Source organism: Gemmatimonadaceae bacterium (genome assembly GCA_020852815.1).
In the GTDB taxonomy this organism is placed as follows: domain Bacteria; phylum Gemmatimonadota; class Gemmatimonadetes; order Gemmatimonadales; family Gemmatimonadaceae; genus SCN-70-22.
This window is the reverse complement of sequence record JADZAN010000010.1, coordinates 151,654-166,415: the sequence shown is the minus strand read 5'-3', so window position 1 is coordinate 166,415 and position 14,762 is coordinate 151,654. Positions and strand designations below refer to the sequence as shown.

14 protein-coding genes are annotated in these 14,762 nt (G+C 70.3%); all 14 read right to left on the bottom strand.

Annotated features, from left to right (window positions below):
• From IT359_06050 to IT359_05985, 14 genes are read right to left on the bottom strand one after another with little or no spacing between them, the layout of a single operon-like run.
• On the bottom strand, positions 1 to 612 hold the full coding sequence (locus IT359_06050) for a GTPase domain-containing protein (protein MCC6928540.1): 612 nt from the start codon (positions 610 to 612) through the stop codon (positions 1 to 3).
• A 27-nt stretch (positions 613 to 639) separates the two neighbouring features.
• Positions 640 to 990, bottom strand: a complete 351-nt coding sequence (locus tag IT359_06045) for a roadblock/LC7 domain-containing protein (protein ID MCC6928539.1) — start codon at positions 988 to 990, stop codon at positions 640 to 642.
• The gene (locus IT359_06040) at positions 987 to 2,054 is read right to left on the bottom strand and encodes a roadblock/LC7 domain-containing protein (GenBank protein ID MCC6928538.1); all 1,068 of its coding nucleotides are present in this window, start codon (positions 2,052 to 2,054) and stop codon (positions 987 to 989) included. Before IT359_06040 ends, IT359_06045 begins: the two co-directional genes overlap by 4 nt.
• A complete protein-coding gene (locus IT359_06035) occupies positions 2,047 to 3,189 on the bottom strand; it encodes a DUF4388 domain-containing protein (GenBank protein MCC6928537.1) in 1,143 nt (380 codons plus the stop codon). Before IT359_06035 ends, IT359_06040 begins: the two co-directional genes overlap by 8 nt.
• A 3-nt stretch (positions 3,190 to 3,192) precedes the next feature.
• A complete protein-coding gene (locus IT359_06030) occupies positions 3,193 to 5,907 on the bottom strand; it encodes a tetratricopeptide repeat protein (GenBank protein ID MCC6928536.1) in 2,715 nt (904 codons plus the stop codon).
• A 3-nt stretch (positions 5,908 to 5,910) separates the two neighbouring features.
• Complete coding sequence (locus IT359_06025) at positions 5,911 to 6,531, bottom strand: chemotaxis protein CheC (GenBank protein ID MCC6928535.1); 621 nt, start codon at positions 6,529 to 6,531, stop codon at positions 5,911 to 5,913.
• Positions 6,532 to 6,559: 28 nt separating this feature from the next.
• Complete coding sequence (locus tag IT359_06020; GenBank protein ID MCC6928534.1) at positions 6,560 to 8,599, bottom strand: chemotaxis protein CheA; 2,040 nt, start codon at positions 8,597 to 8,599, stop codon at positions 6,560 to 6,562.
• Positions 8,600 to 8,627: 28 nt separating this feature from the next.
• Positions 8,628 to 8,990: a response regulator gene (locus IT359_06015; GenBank protein ID MCC6928533.1), complete on the bottom strand. Its 363-nt coding sequence runs from the start codon at positions 8,988 to 8,990 to the stop codon at positions 8,628 to 8,630.
• A gap of 51 nt (positions 8,991 to 9,041) precedes the next feature.
• Positions 9,042 to 9,470, bottom strand: a complete 429-nt coding sequence (locus IT359_06010) for a purine-binding chemotaxis protein CheW (protein ID MCC6928532.1) — start codon at positions 9,468 to 9,470, stop codon at positions 9,042 to 9,044.
• Positions 9,467 to 10,519 carry an RluA family pseudouridine synthase gene (locus IT359_06005; protein ID MCC6928531.1) on the bottom strand — a complete coding sequence of 351 codons (1,053 nt, stop codon included), beginning with the start codon at positions 10,517 to 10,519 and terminating at the stop codon, positions 9,467 to 9,469. Before IT359_06005 ends, IT359_06010 begins: the two co-directional genes overlap by 4 nt.
• Positions 10,520 to 10,532: 13 nt before the next feature.
• On the bottom strand, positions 10,533 to 11,087 hold the full coding sequence (gene lspA, locus IT359_06000; protein MCC6928530.1) for a signal peptidase II: 555 nt from the start codon (positions 11,085 to 11,087) through the stop codon (positions 10,533 to 10,535).
• On the bottom strand, positions 11,071 to 11,508 hold the full coding sequence (locus IT359_05995; protein ID MCC6928529.1) for a TraR/DksA C4-type zinc finger protein: 438 nt from the start codon (positions 11,506 to 11,508) through the stop codon (positions 11,071 to 11,073). Before IT359_05995 ends, lspA begins: the two co-directional genes overlap by 17 nt.
• 2 nt (positions 11,509 to 11,510) lie before the next feature.
• The gene (locus IT359_05990; protein ID MCC6928528.1) at positions 11,511 to 12,899 is read right to left on the bottom strand and encodes a class I tRNA ligase family protein; all 1,389 of its coding nucleotides are present in this window, start codon (positions 12,897 to 12,899) and stop codon (positions 11,511 to 11,513) included.
• Complete coding sequence (locus IT359_05985; protein MCC6928527.1) at positions 12,896 to 14,761, bottom strand: isoleucine--tRNA ligase; 1,866 nt, start codon at positions 14,759 to 14,761, stop codon at positions 12,896 to 12,898. The genes IT359_05990 and IT359_05985 overlap by 4 nt, the downstream gene beginning before the upstream one ends.
• Between the last annotated feature and the right edge of the window lies 1 nt (position 14,762).

The window sequence follows — 14,762 nt, the reverse complement described above, 5'->3', positions numbered from 1 at the left end:
CTACCTCCCCGCCCCGACGGTGGCGGCGCTGCCCAGCCGGCGCAGCACCAGTTCCGACGCCTTGCGCAATGTCTCGAAGACGCCATTCCCCGCCAGCGCATCGGCGGCGAAGCTCGGCACCTCGCGGAAGTTCAGCGCATCGTCGAGCGCGCTTGGCGTGCAGATCAGCTCGTGCGGCAGGTCCTGCTTGTTGTACTGCAGCACCAGCGGGAGCGCGCGCGCGTCGACCCCCTGCTCCGCCAGCACCTCGTGCATGTCGCGCAGGCTCTCGATGTTCTCGTCGAGCTGCCGGCGTTGCGAGTCGGCCACGAAGACCACGCCATCGGCGCCCGTGAGGACGAGCTTGCGCGTGGCGCGGTAGTAGATCTGGCCGGGAACGGTGTACAGCTGGAAGCGCGTCTTGAAGCCCGAGATCGTCCCGAGGTCGAGCGGGAGGAAATCGAAGAACAGGGTGCGTTCGTTCTGCGTGGCGAGCGAGACCATCGAGCCGCGCCGTGCGTCGGGGACGCGGTCGTAGATGTAGTGCAGGTTCGTCGTCTTGCCGGATCGACCGGGACCGTAGTACACGATCTTGCAGGTGATCTCGCGTGAGGCGTAGTTGACGATGGGCATGGGCGATGTGCTAGCGCGGGAATCCCGTCAGGCCAGCCCCTCCAGCGCCCGCTGCAGCGACACGCGCAGCAGTCCCGGATGCGCCTCGCGATCGGCGAGGACGACGATGAGCAACTCGCCGCGTGCTGTTGCCGCCACGCGTCCGTGGGCGGCGTCGATCGAGACGATGCGCACGCCGCCGGCGTCCGAGACGTCGGCCACGGCGCACGCGCGGCGATACAGTCCGGTGCCAAAGGCGGCGAGCGCATCGACATCGACGTCGACATGCGCGCGCGCCTCGATGGGGAGCGCGTCGCGCTCCGACGTCAGCACGACACCGCGCACGCCGCGCAGGCGCGCCAGCGCATCGAGCCCCGGGGCAATGGTGCGCGCGTTCACAGCGACGCCATCCACTGCTCGGCGCGCTGACGCGCGCGGTCGAGGAGGAGGCGCGGCAAGCCGGCGGGGGTGCCCGCCGCGGTGGCCACGAGCGTGATGGTCGCCGCGCCGCCGGGCGCAAGCGCCAGTGTGGCCGCGTCGCCCTCGACGAGCACGTGCTCCCAGGCCCCCAGCTGCAACTGCTGCAGCGCCACCTGCGCCTCGGCCGACAGCCCGGACAGTTCGGCGGCCAGCAGGTCGCTTCGGTCCTCGCCAGACGCAACGGCGGTCGCCCCGGCCAGTACCAGCCCATCGGCATCGACGAGGAGGGCGAACCTCGCCCCACCGCGCACGATGGAGGCAAAGACCGATCGCGCGTCGCCCGGGTGTTCGGCCGGCGCCGGCGCGTTGGCTGGCAGCGGCACCGGCGCGTTGGCCGGGAGCGACGACGTCACCGCCGGCTTCACTCCGCCGCGCCGCGGCTCGGCGGCGCGCGCGGGCGGAGGGGCCGGCGCCGGCTGTACTTCGTTTGCCTCGTCCGACGGGGTGAGGGGGCGCAGGATGGAGCGCGCGCCGGCGGGGGCCACACCCGGCGACGGTGCGGGCGAAGGGGCGGTGGCGGTGAGGGTGGCGGCGGTGGTGGCGGCGGCGGTCATCTGGGGCGATGGCGATGCCTCCCCCGTCCCCGCGGCGCGTTGCAACTGGCGACCAGCGGCCCGCACACGCGGGTCGTTGGGCGCCACGTCGTGCGCCCCCTGCCACCAGCGCTGCGCACCCGCCTGGTCGCCGTTCCGCCACGCCAGCCACCCCAGTCCCAGCCGGGCCCCGACGTGTCGCGGCTCCAGCCGCAACGCCATCTCCCACTCGTCGCGCGCGCGCCCAAGGTCACCGCCGTCGGCTGCAATGCGCGCCAGGACGTCGTGTCCATCGCCCTGGTACGGATGCCGCTCCAGCCCGCGCAGCGCGGTGCGCTCGGCGGCGGGAAGGCGGCGGGCACGGCGCAGCGCGTCGGCGAGGGGGATCCACCCCATCCCCGCCGGGTCGTGCGCGAGCGCCTCGCTGAGGCGCGCGATCTCGTCAGGCATCGACTGCCTCCAGCATCGCGCTCAGCCGAGTGGCATGCGCAATCGCGTCGCGCGCCTGCTCGGCGAGCAGGGAGCCGGGATGCACCGCCACCACGCGCTGCCAGTAGGCGATGGCCGACGCCAGCTCGCCGCGACGCGCCGCCAGGCGCGCCGCGTCCATCAGCGCACTCGCATTGCGCGGATCGATCTCCAGCGACAGCTGCAACTCCTCCTCGGCCTCCACGTCGCGCTCGAGGTGGAAAAGGGCGCGCGCCATGAGCAGCCGTGCCTCGGGGTCGCGCGGGGAGAGGGCAATCGCGGTGGCGGCGAACGACAGCGCATCCTCGGCGCGCTGGTCGCGTAGCGCGTCGCGTGCATCGTTGAGCAGCGTGGCCAGCTCGCCGGGTTCGTGCCGTGTTGCCGTGAGCGGCGCCGGTTCGCGGACCACGATCACGCCGGTCGCCACAAGCCCGAAGGCGATCTTGGCCACCTCGAACTCGCTGCGCCCGAGCGACGCCGCTACCCCGCGCAGGTCGCGCTCCCCATCGATCGCCGCCAGCACTTCCCACTCATTCGGGAGGAGGTCGAGTGAGGTCGGGTGCTCGGCATCGACCGGTGCCAGCGACGCCACGACGCCGATGTGCGGGATGCGCTGTTGCATCTGCGTCCATTCGTCCACGCGGCGCGCGCCTTCCATCAGCAGCGCCTCGGTAGCGACGGTGGTGGTCGCGTCGACCGTGATGCCGTCCAGCTCGATCTCGGCGAAGGAGAAGAACCCTTCCTGCCACGACATGAGCTCGAAGACCACCGCCTCCACCTGGCGGCGCACCTGGCGTTCCAGCTCGCGCTGCGTGATGACGCCCATCGCGACGAGGATCTCCCCCAGGCGGCGCGACTCGCCAGGTGCCTGCTGCAGGGCGCGCGCCGCCTCGAGGTCGTCGCCCACCACCTTGCCGGCGCGGAGGAGGACCGCACCTAACGGGTGCGGGTTGGAGCGGACGTTTGCCGAAATGACGCGCCCGTCCTTGAAGTACACCGTCCCCTCGTTGTCGCGCAGCGCCGACGTCACGCGCAGCCGTCCCGTCTTCCGGCTCAGGTCGAGGAGCTGGAAGACGTCATGGATGCCGAGTTCGCGGAGCGGGCCCTCGATCGCCATGGCTCAGGCGCTCGCGTCGTCGCGGTGCGGACGACCGACAAAGATGCGCTGCAGGTCCTGCGCGGTGCGCGTGTCGCGCCGGGCGCGGCGCGCGAACGGCGAGGCCGGCTCCAGGTCGGTGACGCGCTCCCAGTGCGCCATGGCCTCGTCGTAGCGGTGCGCCTCGGCGAGCAGCACCGCGGTGAAGTAGAGCGCCCCGACGTGGTCGCCGTCGAAGCGCAGGACGCGCGTGAAGGCGAAGCGTGCGTCGTCGCGGCGCCCGGCCAGGAAGAGCGATTCTCCCAGCGACGCGAGCGCATCGAGGTGATACGGGTCGCTCTCGAGAAAGGTGGCGAGGAGGTCGATCGTCTCCAGGGCGCGAGCCGTCTCCCGCCGCAGCGCGGCCAGCGCCAGCACCGCATCCCCGTAGGTCGGGACGCTCACCAGCGCCGCCTCGAGTTCGCGCTCCGCATCGTCGAGCAGTCCGGCGGCGCGCAGCAGCTCCGCCAGCTGCACGCGGCAGGCGGCAAAGTCCTCGTCCAGCGCGATCGCGTGCCGGTACGACTCGATCGCCAGCAGGTCGTCGCCCACCACGTGCGCCACGCGACCAATCGCCTGCAGGACGTCCGGGCGCATCGGCGCCAGCCGCCGCGCGCGCGCCAGGATCGCGTGGGCGTCGTCGGTCGCGTCGGTCTCGGCGAGCACGTCGGCCACGAGGAGGAGCGCGTCGACATCGTCGGCCGCGTTCTCCTCGACCCACCGCGCCACGTCGATGGCGTCGCGGTGACGCCGCAGCATCGCGAGCGAACGCAGCTCACCGACGGCGGCGGCGCGCAGCGTCGGGGTGAGCGTGCGCGCCTCGCGGAAGCGCTCCAGCGCCTCACCCGCCGCACCGTGTGCGAGGAAGACATCGCCTAACGCCACGAGCCCCAGGTCGCGCGGCGCCCCCTCGGCGATGGCGCGGCGCAGCTCGGCCGCGGCGCGCTCGAGGCTTCCCTCCGCCGCCAGCGCCAGCCCCGCCGCGAAGGGCGTGCTCCCCCGCCCCGCCTTCAGCGGCTGGTGCTCGGGCGCGATCTCCTCGAACAACCGTTCCAGTGCCTGTGGTTCGAAGGCGAATTCGTCCACGCCCTGGTCGCGTCGCTCGCCACCCAGGTCGGGGGCAACTTCGAGCAGCGGGTCCTCGAACTCGAGGTCGACGGCGAGTTCGAACTTCTGCGGTGTGTAGTACGGATCGAGTTCGAGCGCACGTTTGGTCTCGCGCAGCGACCCGGCAAAGTCGCCGAGGTTCGAGAGCGCGAAGCTCAGGTTGTAGTGCGCCTCGGCGTAGCCCGGCCGCGCCTCCACCGCACGTGCAAAGGCGTTGCGCGCATCCTCGAACTTGCGCAGGTGCGACAGCACCAGCCCCACCCCGTTCCACGCCACCGGATGCTCCGGCGCCAGGCGTAGCACCTGGCGGTACGCCTCCAGGCAGTTCTGGTGGTCGTCCTGCCGGAAGAGGAGGAGCGCGAGGTTGAGACGTCCCTTCAGGAAGCCCGGTTCCTCCTGCAGCGCGCGGCGGAAGGCATCGAAGGCACGATCCGGCCGCCCCGCGTGGTCGTGCGCCACGCCGAGGTTGTTCAGCGCCAGGACGTAGTGCTCGTCAGCCGCAATGGCCCGCTCGTAGCTGGCGGCCGCGTCGGCGTGCCGCCCATCCTGGTGCAGCGCGATCCCGCGCTCGTTCCACAGCTTGGGCGAGTGCGGCAGCTCCTGCAGCAGGCGGTCATACAGCTGCACCGCCGCCGCCGACTCCTTGCGCAGCAGGTGGACCTCGGCCATTGCCTGCAGCACCAGTGTGCGATCCTCGCCGCGATCGAGCGCCAGCCGGTACTCGCGCAGCGCCTCGGCCAGGTATCCCTTCTGCCGGAAGGCGAGGCCGAGGTTGAAGTGCGCGAGCTGCCCATCTTCCGCCACGTGCATCTGGTCGGGGAGGCCGCGCGCCTCGCGCGCCTCGCGCACGCGCTCGTACGAGCGGGCATCGAAGCGCTCGAGCGACAGGTTGGCCTGTGCCTTCCCCAACGCCGGATTGCGCTTCATGGCCTCGCGCGAGGCCTCGCGCGCCTCCTCGTGCCGCCCCAGGTCGCCCAGCACGAACGCCATCAGGTACATCGCGTCGGCGTCGTCCGGCGCCAGCTGCACGGCGCGCTGCAGGTGACGCAGCGCCTCGTCATTGAGCCCGCGATGATACGCCGTCTGCCCCAGGTGCACGTGCAGGTCGGCGCGCGCGGGGGCGAGCTGCACTGCGTGTTGCAGCCACCGCTCGGCGTGTTCCGCATCGCCGCCGGCGCCTTCCGCCAGCGCCAGCTGCAACATCGCGTCCACGTCGTCGGGATCCTCGCGCAGCAGCGCCCCGAAGGCGTCGGCTGCCTGGCGCGTGTCGCCCAGCAGCGCGTACGTGCGCCCCAGCTCCCAGCGCGCGGCGCGGTCGCGCGGATGCGTCGCCAGCCGCTCGCGCAGCGCGCGCAGGCGCGCGTCGTAGTAGCCCGAGTTGAAGTACGCAATCTCGAGGTTGCGCTGGGCGATGGTCATGCGGGGGTCGAGCTCGAGCGCGCGCGTGAACGCCGCCACCGCCTCCGCCGTCATCCCCTTGTTGAAGTAGAGGACGCCGAGGTTGTTGTGCGCGCCCGCGTCACCGGCATCGATCCGGTGCGCGAACGACCGCAAGACCTCGCGATCGCGTTCGGAGGACAACACGACCGTCATGCGCTAGCCCAGGTTCACCGCCCGCAGGATGGCGCGCAGCGACGGCATGTCCGGGAGCAGGAGGAAGTAGCCGCGCAGGTGCTCGCCGGCTTCCTGCATGAAGAACTCGGTCTCCACGCAGAACACGAGGTCGCGATCCGAGCCGAACTGCAGGTACGCCGTGGTGAGCACCGCGCGCGACATGTCGATGGCCAGCGACGGCGGCGACGGGAGGAGGAGCAGCCCCATGAACTCGCTGAGCGCGTTCATGTACGCGCCGCTCAGGATGTTGCCCGCCTCCTTGATGGCCGACTGCTCGAGTTCCGTGAGCTCGCCGCTGCCCACGTGCGGCCGGCGCAGCAGCAACTCCCCCAGTCGAATCGCCGTCGGCTTGGGGAAGACCAGGAGCGTGCGCCCGGTGAGGTCGCCCAGCATGTTCATCAGCACCGCCGCCACCGGCTCGTCAGGCGCCGCGATCGACGGCGGGACCTCCTCCAGCGGCGTGATGTTGATGGTCGGGACGGCGATCATGATCGTCTGCCCCGTCATCTGCGACAACGCCGTGGCGGCATGCCCGGCGCCGATGTTGGCGACTTCGCGCAGGGCATCCAGTTGCACCGGCTTGAGGCTCAGCAGGTCGTGCATCACTCGCTCCTTTGGGATCCCTAAACGCCTACAGCAGGCTGCCCACTTCGAGGATGAGCGCCGCCGAACCGTCGCCCATGATCGTGGCGCCGTTGAAGCACGAAGCGGCGCCGCGCACGGCGTCGAACGGCTTCACGACGATCTCTTCCTGGCCCACCAACTGGTCCACCACCAGCCCGGCGCGCCGCTCCGCCATTTCCACCAGCACCACATGCGACGCCGAGGCGTCGTGCCCCGCGTCGCGTCCGGGAAGTCCCACCACGTCCCGCAGGTGGAGGAGCGGGAGAACCTCCTCACGAATGACGATTACCTCGCGCCCGCGTACCGTCCTCACCACCCCCCGCGACAGCTGGAGCGTCTCGGTCACGTGCGTCAGCGGGAGGGCATACGATTCCCCCCCCACCCGGGCCAGAAGCGCCGGGATCACCGCCAGCGTCACCGGAAGCCGAAGCGAGAAAGTCGTCCCCTCCCCTTCCGCGCTCCGCAGGTCGACCACCCCACCCAGCGCGCGCACGCGCGAGACCACCGCGTCAATTCCCACCCCGCGCCCCGACAGCTCCGTCACCCGCTCGGCCGTGGAAAAGCCGGCGCGGGCAATCACGCGCAGGATCTCCTCGTCCTCGAGCGACTCGCGCTCCTCGTCCACGAGCCCCAGCGCCTTGGCCTTGGCAAGGACGCGAGCCCGGCTCACCCCGCGTCCGTCGTCGCGCAAGCGGATCACCACCGCGTTCCGCTCGCGCGACGCACTCAGCGTCAGGCGGCCGGCGGCGGGCTTCCCGGCGGCGAGGCGCGCGTCGGGATCCTCGATCCCGTGATCGATGGCGTTGCGCAGGAGGTGCACCAGCGGATCGGCCACCTGCTCCAGGAGCGAGCGATCGAGCTCGATCTCGCGCCCCTCGATGACGAACTCCACGTCCTTGCCCAGCGTCCGGGCCGCATCGCGCACCACACGCGGAAAGCGGTCGAAGACCTGCCACACCGGGACCATGCGTCCGCCCAGCACCGCGTCCTGCAGCTCCCCGATGAAGCGCGACGCCTCCGAGACCGCCTCGTCGAGCGCGGGATCCGCGTGCAGCGTGGCGCGCTGCGCCAGCCGCCCGCGCACGATCATCAGCTCGCCTACCAGCGCCATGAGCTGGTCGAGGCGTCGCAGGTCGATGCGGACGTAGCGCTGGAGCGGTGCCTTGAGCGCCTCGCTCCCCCACGCGGCAGCGAACCGCGCCTCGGCGTCGGGGCGCGGCGCAGCGGTGCGCGGCACGGCGGCATCCGGCGCATCGGCGTCGCCGTCAGGCGCAACGCGCCCCGCCGCGGGGCGCGGCGCGCCGGCGGCGCCATGCACCACGCGCACGCCCTGCACGAATCCCGCGGCGCGCAACGCGCCCTCGATCGCCGCATCGTCGGCGTCGCACACGAGGCGCAGCGCGAACGTCCCGTCGAATTCGTCGCCCAGCATCGCCCCTTCGTCGGGGACGACGGCGGTCACCGCGCCCAACGTGCGCGCGCGCGCCACGACGAGTTGCGCCCGCGCCCCGGGAAGGATCGTCCCAGGCTCGAGCACGACGTGCACCGCCACGCCGTCTCCCGCCGGGAGCGCGGGACCGCCGGGTGCAACAGCCGCCAAGTCGGCCGCCATCGCCCTCACGACCGAGGCACGCCCCTGCAGACGCTCCACGAGCGACGTCACGTCGAGCGCCGACTCCTGCGCACCCGCCGCCCCCTCGATCGCCGCCTCCAGCGCATCGGACGCGTCGAAGAGGAGGGCGAGCTGCTCGCCGTCGAGCGCCTCCTCCCCCGCGCGCACGCGCGCGAGGAGCGTCTCCATCGCATGCGACAACGAACCCACCGCCACGTAACCCATCACCCCGCTCATCCCCTTCACCGTGTGCACGGCGCGGAAAAGCGCGTCGACCGATGCGCGCGTCGCCCCATCGCTCGCGCCATCGCCCGCCCCTGCCGCCGGTTGCGACGCGCGCGGGATGTGCTCCAGCGCGATCAGCGCCTGGTTGATCGCGACGAGGTGGTCGCGTGCCTCGGTCAGGAAGAGGTCGCGGTACCGGGCCGAATCCATGCGCGCGCTCCGAGGTGGGTGCGCGCGATCAGCCCAGGACGCGCTGCACCGCCTCCAACACGCGCGAGGGCTGGAACGGCTTCACGACGAAGTCCTTCGCGCCCGCCTGGATCGCCTCCACGACGAGCGCCTGCTGCCCCATCGCGCTGCACATCAGCACCTTGGCGGCCGGATCCTGGCGCGTGATCTCGCGCACCGCGTCGATCCCCCCCATGTCGGGCATCACGATGTCCATCGTGACCAGGTCAGGGCGCAGCTCGCGGTACTTGTCCACCGCCTGGGCTCCCGTTTCGGCCTCGCCCACCACGTCGAATCCCGCCTGCTGCAGGATGTCGCTCAGCATGGTGCGCATGAAGATGGCGTCGTCGCAGATCAGTACCGTGTGGCTCACGCTCGTCTCTCCCCGGGCAGCGTTGCGCGACACCACGGCGCCAAGGCTCCCCTAGGCGAACGTCTGCCGCGCCAACTCCTGCAGGTCCACGGAGAGGACGATTCTGCCGTCAAAATGTCCCATCCCCCGCAGCGCCGGATCGGGAGGCTCGAGCCCGGTCGGGACGAAGTCATCGGCCGAGTACGCCTGCACGTCGATGACGTCGTTCACGAGCAGTCCCAAGGTGCGCGACTGCGTGACGACGATCACAACCGACAACTCCTCTCCCGCCGACGTTCCGCGCGCAAAGCGCGTCGCGAGGTCCACCACCGTCACCAGCGTCCCGCGCACGTTGAGCAGGCCGCGCACGGCGGCGCTCGCGCCGGGGAGTCGCGTGAGCGCTCGCGCCGGCACCACTTCGCGCACCGCCCCCTGCTCGATCGCGAAGAGCGTCCCGGCCCCCTCGACGATTACATGCGGTTGGCTGGCGCCCTGGCTCATCGCCCCTCCGCCACCGGCTCGACGTAGAAGCCGAAATGCTCCAGCGGGTCACCCTCGGAGAGCAACGTCGCGTCGTCGGCGACCTTGGCCAGCGACTGCCGCAGGTCGTCGGGAAGGGGGGCGCGCAGGTCCATGGCGACGCGCGTCACGGGGTGCTGGAAGCGAAGCCACGCCGCGTGCAGGAAGTGACGGCGGGGCGGCAACCCCACCAGGGCGCGTCCCCCACCGCCGCCATACGTATCGTCCCCCACCACCGGGTGCCCGATCGACGCCAGGTGCACCCGAATCTGATGCGTGCGCCCGGTGTGCAAGTGGGCGCGCAACAAGTCCCCCGCGTCGAAGCGCGCCAGCCGGCGAAACGTCGTCCGGGCGGCCCTCCCCGTCTCCACGATTGCCATGCGCTGGCGGTCGCGCGGGTCGCGCCCGATGGGCTTGTCAACGGTGCGCTCGTCGGCGTCGAGATGGCCCCAGATCAGCGTCGCGTAGCGCCTGACGACGCGCCGCTCGGCAATTGCCGAGGAGAGGAGGCGGTGTACCCGATCGTTCTTGGCGACGATGAGGAGCCCGGATGTGTCCTTGTCGAGGCGATGGACCAGCCCTGGTCGCTCGTCGCCCCCCACATCGGACAGCGCGCCGCCGCGCCCCACGAGCGCGTTGACCAGCGTCCCCGTCCAATTGCCGGGCGCCGGATGCACCACCATCCCGGCCGGCTTGTCGATGACCACGAGGTCGTCGTCCTCGAAGACGATCGAGAGCGCGATCGCCTCGCCGCGGATCTCGCGGGGGGCGGGGGGCGGGAGGAAGACGTCGACCGGTTCCCCCGCTGCGGCCTTGTAGGCCGCCTTCTCGCGCCGCCCGGCCACCGTCACGTGCCCGTTGGCGATGAGCGTTGCCGCCTGCGTGCGCGAGACTCCCATCTCGCGGGCCACCAACGCATCGAGGCGAACATCGCTGTTCGCCTCGCACACGAAGGAACGCCGCGTCCCCTCGAGGCGATCGCTCTCGGCGCGCTCGCTCACGGCGCGCTCGCTCACGGCGCGCTCGCTCACGCGGCCGTGCCCGTCACGAGCCGGCGCGCGGCGACTCGGCAACCGTTGCCACCCCCACCTCGCCCTTGCGACGATCGGCGAGTTCGTCCTCGCGCCACAGCACCATCGCGAGCAGGACCGCACCGCACGACACCGCCATGTCCGCGACGTTGAAGGTGGGCCAGCGCATGTCCCCCACCCCGATGTCGATGAAGTCGACGACGCCGTTAGGCGAGACGATGCGATCGATCAGGTTTCCCAGCGCCCCCGACGTGACCAGCGCAATGGCCAGCACGCGCACCTTGTGCCCCGCCTCGGTGGTCCGGTACAGGTGCCACAGGATCGCCAGCGCGCCGACGGTGAGCGCAAGGAAGATCCAGCGCGAGTACGGCCCCAGGTGAAAGCCGAAGGCGGCACCGGGGTTGTAGACCAACGTCCACCGGAACCACTCGGCGTCGCCGAAGACCGCGCGCGGAACGCCGCGTGGCCAGAGCAGCTCCTCGGCCACCGACTTGGTGATGCGGTCGGCGAGCACCAGCACCACCACGATCGGCCAGAAGAGCGCGGCGTGACTAACCCTTCTTGGCATCTTCTTCCCGCTGCTTGCACTTGATGCAATAGCGAGCATGCGGAAGGGCGTCGAGCCGCTCGAAGGCGATGTCGTCGCCGCACTGGTGACACTTGCCGAACGTCTCCGGCGACTTGTAGAGGCGACGCAGTGCCTGGTCGATATGCCAGAGGAATCGCCCTTCCTGGCTCGCGAACAGGAACGCCTTCTCGCGCTCCATGGCGTCGGTCCCCTGGTCGGCCATGTGGAACGAGTACGACGACAGGTCGCCATCGGACGACTGGTCGGTGGCGTTGAACACCTCGTCGTACTTCCCCAGCTCCTTCAGCACGCGCTTGCGCTCTTCCATCAAGCGCTTCTCGAAGTGCTGGAGGTTCTTCTTGTTCATCGGCTTCGGCTTCTTGGGGGCCGCCGCGCCACTTCCGCCACTGGTCGATGCCATCGCTATTCGTCCCTGGTCAGGGCCACACGCGCGTGGAGTCCATCGATCTCCACCTCGTGTGCCTCGTGTTCATCCAGCACATCGTCACGGCCGACCGTGACGCGGCGAGCGAGCACCTCGCCCGCGATCCACTCCTTGTACTCCGTCACCGCCAACTCGATCTCGCCCGCCCCCCAGATCCGGAGGCCAATGCGGTCGGAGACCGCCAATCCCGATTCCTTCCGCAAGCGTTGCACGCGGCTCACCACCTCGCGCGACAATCCCTCCTGCACCAGCGCCGGCGACATCGCCGGATCGATGGCGGCAAACCGCCCTTGCGCCTCCTTCACCACCAGCGCCCCCGACGCCCGCCGCACGATCGTGAGGTCCTCCGCGTCCAGCGTATGCGTCTCCCCTTCCACGGTGAGCGCCAGTGCCTCCCCGTGCTCGAACGCCCGCAGGTGCTCGCTGGCCAGCGATTGCACCGCCTTGGCGGCCAGTGGCGTTGCCTTCCCGAACTTCTTCCCCAGGGAGCGGAAGTTCGGCTTGGCCTCCAGCGTCACGAGGTCGTCGGCCGACGTGGCCAGTGCGACCTCCTTCACGTTCAGCTCCGCGCGCAGCAACCCGAGCAGCGGCGTGACGTGGTCCGCCGCGTCGCGCGGCACCACGCACACCACGCGCGACAGCGGTTTGCGCACGTTGATCCCGGCCTCCTCACGCGCGGCGCGCCCCAGCGTGGCCAGCTCGCGCACTTCCGCCATTCCGCGCTCGAGCGACAAGTCGCGTTCCGCGGACAGGCCTGGCTCCCGCACGTAACGGGCAAGGTGCACGGAAGTTCCCGTCAGCTCGCGATGCATCCAGTCGGTGACCAAAGGCGCGATGGGTGCCAGCAATCGCGTCGTCACCACGAGGCATTCGTGCAACGTGGCAAAGGCGGCGCGATTGTCCGCTCCATCCACGTCATAGAAACGCCCTCGCGACAGGCGCACGTACCAGTTGGAGAGATCGTCGACCACGAACGACATGATGGCGCGCGCGGCCGTCGTAGCATCGAACGCCTGCATCGCCCCCTGGACGCTCGCCTCGACGTCGGCCAGGCGCGAAAGGATCCAGCGATCCAGCACCGGCCGACTCGCGACCGCCGGATCGCTGGCCGACGGCTCCCAGCCGAAGTTCGCGTACAGCGCAAAGATCCCGCTGTACACGTTCTTGAGCGTGACGAGGAAGCGCGCCGCCGTGTCGCGAATGGCGTCGACGTCGAATTGCTTGGGCGTTCCCAACTGGCTCGACGCAATGAGGAAGAGTCGGATCGCGTCGGCGCCGTGCGAGGCAATCACCTCCCACGGATTCACGACGTTGCCGCGCGTCTTCGACATCTTGACCCCGTTCTTGTCGAGAACAAGGTCATTCACCACCACCGCGCGATACGGCGCGGCCACCGCCGCGCCATTCCCGTCCCCCGTCCCCCGTCCGCCCTGTTGTTAGGCAGCGCATCCCCCAACCCCGTGGCGATTGCCAGCAGCGAGTAGAACCACCCGCGCGTCTGGTCGAGCCCCTCGGCAATGAAGTCGGCCGGGAACTGCTGCGCCGTGCGCTCCTGGTTCTCGAACGGGAAGTGCCACTGCGCAAACGGCATCGATCCCGAGTCGAACCAGGCGTCGATGACCTCGGGTACACGCCGCATCGTCCCCGTGCCGGAAGACGCTGGCCACGTGTAGGCGTCGATGAACGGCTTGTGCGGATCGAAGTCCGCGGGGAGCGTGGTCCCGCACCGCTCGGCGAGCTCGGCGAACGAACCGATCGCCTCGATCTCGTTAGGGTCCTGGTCGTTCACCCACACGGGGAGCGGCGTCCCCCAGTAGCGGTCGCGCGAGACAGCCCAGTCGATGTTGTTCTTGAGCCACTCGCCAAAGCGTCCTTCGCCCACCTCGCGCGGATGCCAGTTCATCGCCGCGTTGCGGGCCATCATGTCGTCCTTGAACGCCGTCGTGCGCACGAACCACGACACGCGGGCGTAGTACAGCAGCGGCGTCTTGCATCGCCAGCAGTGCGGATACGCGTGAAAGAGCTTCCCCACCTTCCACAGCGTGTCCTGCTCCCTGAGCACATCGACGATCTTCGCGTCGGCGTCCTTCACCCACATCCCGCCAACCACCGGGATCTCTTCCGAGAAGCGCCCGCGCGCATTCACCGGCTGCAGCATCACGAGGGCATGCTTCTGCCCCATGGCGTAATCGTCGGCGCCGAACGCCGGTGCCATGTGCACGATCCCCGACCCATCCTCCGCCGAGACAAAATCCGCGGTGACGATGACTTCGTGCTCCCCGGTTCCCTCGCCAAACGGCACCCAATCCAGCGGGCGCCGGTAGCGCTTCCCCTCGAGGTCGCGCCCCGTGAGGCGCTGCACCACGTCCCACCGATCGGTGTAGTCGTCGCCCAGCACCGCCATCGCCCGCGCCGCCGCGAGGATGATGGTCCAGTCGGCCCCCGTCTTTTTCCGCAGCTCGACATACTCGAGATCGGGATGCACCGCGAGCGCGACGTTGGACACCAACGTCCACGGCGTCGTCGTCCACACAAGCAGCCGGCGCCGCCCCTCGTCTTCTCGTCCTCTCGTCTTCTCGTCTTCTCGAAGATCTACTGCAATGAACAACGACGGATCTTCCACATCCTCATACCCCTGCGCCACCTCGTGTGACGACAGCGCCGTCCCGCAGCGCGCGCAGTACGGGAGGATCTTGTGCCCGCGATACAGCAGCCCCTTCTCGTACAGCGTCTTGAGCGCCCACCACTCGCTCTCGATGTAGTCGTTGGTGTAGGTGACGTAGGGATCGTCGTAGTCCATCCAGTTCGCCACGCGCTCCACCAGGCGTTCCCACTCCTTGCGGTACGTCCACACGCTCTCGCGGCACTTCGCGTTGAACGCCTCCACGCCGTACGCCTCGATGTCGGGCTTCCCCGTCAGCCCCAACGCCTTCTCCACCTCGATCTCCACCGGGAGCCCGTGCGTATCCCACCCCGCCTTCCGGTCCACGAGGTGGCCGGTCATGGTGCGATGACGGCAGAAGAGGTCCTTCACCGTCCGCGCAAAGACGTGATGGATTCCCGGTCGTCCATTCGCCGTGGGCGGGCCGTCGTAGAAGACAAACGGCGGACTGCCGGCGCGCGCCGCCAGCGTCTGCTCGAACAGCCGCTCGGCGCGCCAGCGCGCCAGGACCTCCTGCTCCAGGTCGTCGGCCGGGCGGTCGCCGGGGAGGAGTTGGAAGCGCGACACG